A 4,329-nucleotide genomic window follows, 5' to 3' on the forward strand; every position below is an offset into this window, starting at 1 on the left:
TGTTGGCCCATCTGGTGCGTCCGCAGTTGGAGGTGGGCGTTTTCGGGCTCTTTTGAATTTCGAGGCTTTGTTCGACAAGGTATGCGCTCAGCCCTTGGGCGCCTAGTTTTCAACTGTCCAACTTTGCGGGGTCAGTTCATTGCGGCTCCTTCGTACTTGAGCGAATTACTCGACATTGCGCCGCCGTTTAAGCGCGGTTCTGGATCGCCATCAACAGCGGTGCCCAACCCTGCTGAACAAAGCCTCGGTAGCTCAGCGGGCAGTTCTCAATTTAAGGTCATCTTTATTGAACCAACCCGCTGCCATCAGGTTTTTGACATTGAATTTCCTAACCGGGCTGTCTTTTCCCAGGGCCTGGCCAAGCTCACCCATCACTCGCAGATATTCGTGCTTCAACGACTTTGGCACGCATTTATACCCGCCCTTGATAAAATCATGGACGATCTCACCCATCACGCTGCGGCACACAGTATTGCGCTCGTCGATTTTAAACATCAGGCCAAAATCCACTGGCACCACGCTGCCGCTCGCGGTTTTCACAAAATTGGCAGGACTTGGATCACCCATCATGAAGCCGAGGTCGAACAGTTCGCGTACGGCGGCCTTTGCTTCATCCATCGTTGGCGTTTCGCCAGCAATATAGGGCATCACCAGTGTATTGCCTTCCATACGGGCCTCCGGAAGTCCCCGCTGACTGGTCTTGAGATGGCTGTTGCACATAGCCAGTTCATGGGCAATAGCCGTCTTGTCCATCGTCTTGAATGACTTGATTACCTGATCCCCGGTCCGGTGCACGCGACCGCGGGCACCGGAACCGATCAGGCCCTCGTCGGCGTTACCGGCCACTGTCACCTTAATGTCTGAAACCTTAATGTCCGAAATCGCAGCGGTGCTGTCATGGTTGACCAGCTCAAGCGCGGGTCGCGAGCCTTGAGTCGGCCAGGTCTGCTCGGTAAATCGGGGGCGTGACAGGGTGCTCACGTCACCATCTAGATACCTCTGCGCTGCTCGGCTCAATTCTGGAATTTCACTTGCAATCTGACGAAGCCGTGTCGCCGCCTGGTCCAATTGATCCGGCGTGGCGCTTTGCAGCCACGCTTCCACTTTCCCCCCCGTTGTGCCCCACTCGGAAAATGGCATGCCTGCAACCTGAACATTTCTCAGCGTTTGGACAAACTCGGGCGCGCCTGTCAGGCCCTTGATCGCGGCAAGGCCATCCAGGCCGGTCAGGAGTGAGCGCAGTGCGCCGTTTCCGCTGGCCAGCGCCCCATGGCTTTTTCGCAGATCCGGGCCATCTAGGGTTTTAAGTGAGTTTGCCTTGTCGATACACTTCACAGAGCTGTGGATAGCGGTCTCTTCGAATGTGCTGGCCAAAGTCAGCAAGGTAGTTTTGACGGGCTCTTCCAGCGGTTTTTCTGTCCACCGACCTACAGAGGCATGATTGCGGTCAACCAGCATCAATTCTTGCATGGCGAAGGCCTGCCTGGCGATCTTGTCGCCAAAGCGTTCGGACAGTTCAGCGAAATATGCCTCCTTCGGCCGGCACGCCTGGGCGAATGACTCCACTTGCCGGATCACGCGTTGGGTAAGGGGCTTGCAGCCCGTTTCGACTTCTAGCAGAGGCTCTGCCGAGTGTGCAGTGATGTCCCCATACTCCGGGGCCAGCGCGGAAACAAAAGCGGCTAGCACCTCCTTGTTTTGAACCTGAATGGCATCCATATGCGATTTCACCGCCTCAATACGGTGGAAAATCGGCCATTGCCCGAACCAGCTCAAAATTCGGCCGCCGAATCCTTCTTTGGCAACTTGTACGGTCGGCGCGTTCTGCGAAGAGCCGACTTGCAACCGCTGGGTATCGTGAGCTTGAACGGTACGAAAGGCATTCAATTGTAAAGACGTCATGATGATTCCCGGAGAAAGTGAGCCCGGTTAAGGTGTTTCGGCAGCCTTTCCTGCCAGTTGTCAATGCCTTTCAGTTGATGAATGACGCGCGCTTGTAGTTGTTCCTGGTAACGGATAAAACGCTCCAGCCGCTCTACCACATCATCGAGTTGGCTTGGTTTCGGGATAACGGCGAGATAAAGCAGCGCGCGAGAAGTTGGTTCATACGCCAGGCTGCCGGCTTGCTGTGTAGCCAGATCCAGATTAATGGCCAGCAAGGCGCTCCAGGCGACTCCTTCCGCATTGAGAGGGATTTCTACCAGCATGCCGCGTATTAGCCAATTTTTATCATTGGCGCGCAGCGATACGAATAGATTGTCGTCAAGCAGCAAGAGACATTGCCGGTTTTCGTCGAAACGTAGCGGCAGCCCCAGGCGCTGGCCCAAGAGGCCGAGTTGTTCTTGGTGTTTATCCATTTCTATATTTGGCTTAATTGTTCACGAGAAATTGATTTGAAATTTGGTCCGTACCCGGCCAGTAGTTCGGCTAGCTAAGCGTCGATGGTTTCCGTGGTCCAGGTAACGAAGCGTCGCCATCGATATTTCAGATGTCGCCAGGCGATTTCGATCTTATTGAGTTCGGGACTATGGGGCGGCAGATAGAACAGGACAGTCTTGTGATCGATCAACCAGCGCTCCCGTGTTGTTTCGTCGATGCGGTGATGAATGCTCGCATTGTCGAGCCCGATGACGGTCGGGCGAGCGTCAGGCGTCTCCAGCAAATCGTCGATGAATTGAACGATGGTGTGGCCTTTGACGTTGCGGGCATGCGTTGCGTGGATCAGCGTGTTGGCGCCGTAGTCCAGGGCGCCAAGAACACTACGCCGGCAGTGCATGTTCGGTTCGATCTCGTGAGGCAAGCCTCGTGTTGCACCTGCTCGGGAATCACGTACGAGTTGTTCGCTCGTCTCGACGCCGATCTCGACGAGGACATGGCCGTCGTGCGCGCAGAACCGTTCAGCTTCTGGCCATTCGTGCCGCACGACCTCGCGCGCAGGTTCGGATCGAGTGGTTTGCGCCCGCGCTTGCCGCACGGATGGGCTGCGACCGACGTGCCGGGCACGTCTTCACGCGCGGGCGCATCGGCAGTCGTCGCCAATGCCTCTGCTTCGTTGAACAGACCGAGCTGGTCGGCATGGCGGGCCTCGCTCGATGTGCCGAACAGTTCGTGCTTGTAGGCCCGCAGTTTCTCTTCGGCCAGATCACGTTGGGCCGTCACGAGCCGGAGTTCGCTGCGCAACACATCGCGTTCGTCGCTCGCGGCAATCAGCGCCTCGTACTCCTCGGCGCTGAACGTGACGGGGTTGTTCGGCATGGCAGACCATTCCACCCGCGTAATGTTCAACTCATCCTCTCGTAATATCGCTGGGGATGCTTCTGGATCACGGCCAAGTCGATGCCGTCGAGCAGCCAGTGCAACTGCTCGGCGCTGAGCGTAATCGTGTCGCCTCCTTCGGCCAGATGAAGCGGTCGGCTTCGAGCCGCTTGAGCAGCAACCAGAAACCGTTGCCGCCCCAGCCGAGAATCTTGATGCGATCGCGACGACGGTTGCCGAAGACGAACAGCGCCGAGGTCATCGGGTTCAGGCGCATCGCCTGTTCGACCAGGATCGACAGCCCGTTGATGCCCATACGGAAGTCGACCGGATCGCGATGCAGGTAGACCTTCAGCCCTTCGTCGAACCGGAACACGGCAACCTCCCCAGCATCTGGACGATCGTCGTCAGTTCTTCGAGGCTCGCCTCGCCAAGGTCAAACTCGACGCCATTGGGCAGGCGCACATGCACTGTGATCACATCCGGCGGATATCGATAGCCCTTGAACGAGATCGACGCGTCGGTCGACGGCAGAACCGAGACGAAAGCTTTCTTCATCCCCCATGCTACTCGCCGACTTCTGCGACAACCTGACAATACCCTCGCGCTCCCTGATCAGCGAGCGTACGCGCGCCGAGATGGCGGCGGCTCATGTACGAGGCGCCAAAATCGCTCGCCCCAGAAGTGCTGCTTGACCAACGAAGGCGATCTCGTGGCAGAACGTTGCCATCCATGCGAGCCGCCAAAAAACAGGGCAACCGAAGAGCACTTGATGCGATCTCGTACTGCGCGGTCGCCGCGTCACTTGCATGCAAGTGACGCGGCCAAGGCCCTGACCAAGGGGTTTGAGCATTCTACACAGATATTTAAAAATGTATACAAAAATATTACGAAATACATTCAATTCGGTGCGATGCATCAAATTGACGCGTGAAGGGGCGGCCTCAGCGCGAGCGGGTACGGGGCACGCACCTCCTCTCTACCGTAAGCCCCCGGCGAAGTCATCTTGACGGGACCGATCGCCGAGATGGTCAAGCGTCGGTTGGCGTCCAGCGATGGGGCAGCAGCTGCGTG

6 protein-coding genes and 1 pseudogene are annotated in these 4,329 nt (G+C 57.1%); 1 reads left to right on the forward strand and 6 read right to left on the reverse strand.

The annotated features are described in order from the left end of the window. Nucleotides 1-252: 252 nt before the first annotated feature. From ACPUER_RS35925 to ACPUER_RS35950, 6 genes and pseudogenes are all read right to left on the reverse strand, one after another. A complete protein-coding gene (locus ACPUER_RS35925; protein WP_425133472.1) occupies nucleotides 253-1,902 on the reverse strand; it encodes a type III secretion system effector BopA family protein in 1,650 nt (549 codons plus the stop codon). Next, the gene (gene sicP, locus ACPUER_RS35930) at nucleotides 1,899-2,357 is read right to left on the reverse strand and encodes a chaperone SicP (protein ID WP_425133473.1); all 459 of its coding nucleotides are present in this window, start codon (nucleotides 2,355-2,357) and stop codon (nucleotides 1,899-1,901) included. Before sicP ends, ACPUER_RS35925 begins: the two co-directional genes overlap by 4 nt. Before the next feature lie 74 nt (nucleotides 2,358-2,431). Next, entirely contained in the window at nucleotides 2,432-2,776 is a 345-nt protein-coding gene (locus ACPUER_RS35935) for a transposase (protein ID WP_425133474.1), read from the reverse strand. A gap of 32 nt (nucleotides 2,777-2,808) precedes the next feature. Next, nucleotides 2,809-3,255 (reverse strand): annotated as a pseudogene (locus ACPUER_RS35940) (transposase domain-containing protein); the annotation flags it as partial. A gap of 67 nt (nucleotides 3,256-3,322) precedes the next feature. Beyond that, complete coding sequence (tnpB, locus tag ACPUER_RS35945; protein WP_425133475.1) at nucleotides 3,323-3,631, reverse strand: IS66 family insertion sequence element accessory protein TnpB; 309 nt, start codon at nucleotides 3,629-3,631, stop codon at nucleotides 3,323-3,325. Further along, entirely contained in the window at nucleotides 3,607-3,813 is a 207-nt protein-coding gene (locus ACPUER_RS35950; protein ID WP_425133476.1) for a hypothetical protein, read from the reverse strand. The genes tnpB and ACPUER_RS35950 overlap by 25 nt, the downstream gene beginning before the upstream one ends. Nucleotides 3,814-3,946: 133 nt before the next feature. On the opposite strand from ACPUER_RS35950, the gene ACPUER_RS35955 reads away from it, so the two are divergent. Beyond that, nucleotides 3,947-4,189 carry a hypothetical protein gene (locus tag ACPUER_RS35955; RefSeq protein ID WP_425133477.1) on the forward strand — a complete coding sequence of 81 codons (243 nt, stop codon included), beginning with the start codon at nucleotides 3,947-3,949 and terminating at the stop codon, nucleotides 4,187-4,189. The last annotated feature ends 140 nt before the right edge of the window (nucleotides 4,190-4,329 follow it).

This window comes from Burkholderia sp. DN3021 (assembly GCF_049805555.1).
GTDB classification, from domain to species: Bacteria; Pseudomonadota; Gammaproteobacteria; order Burkholderiales; family Burkholderiaceae; genus Burkholderia; species Burkholderia pyrrocinia_C.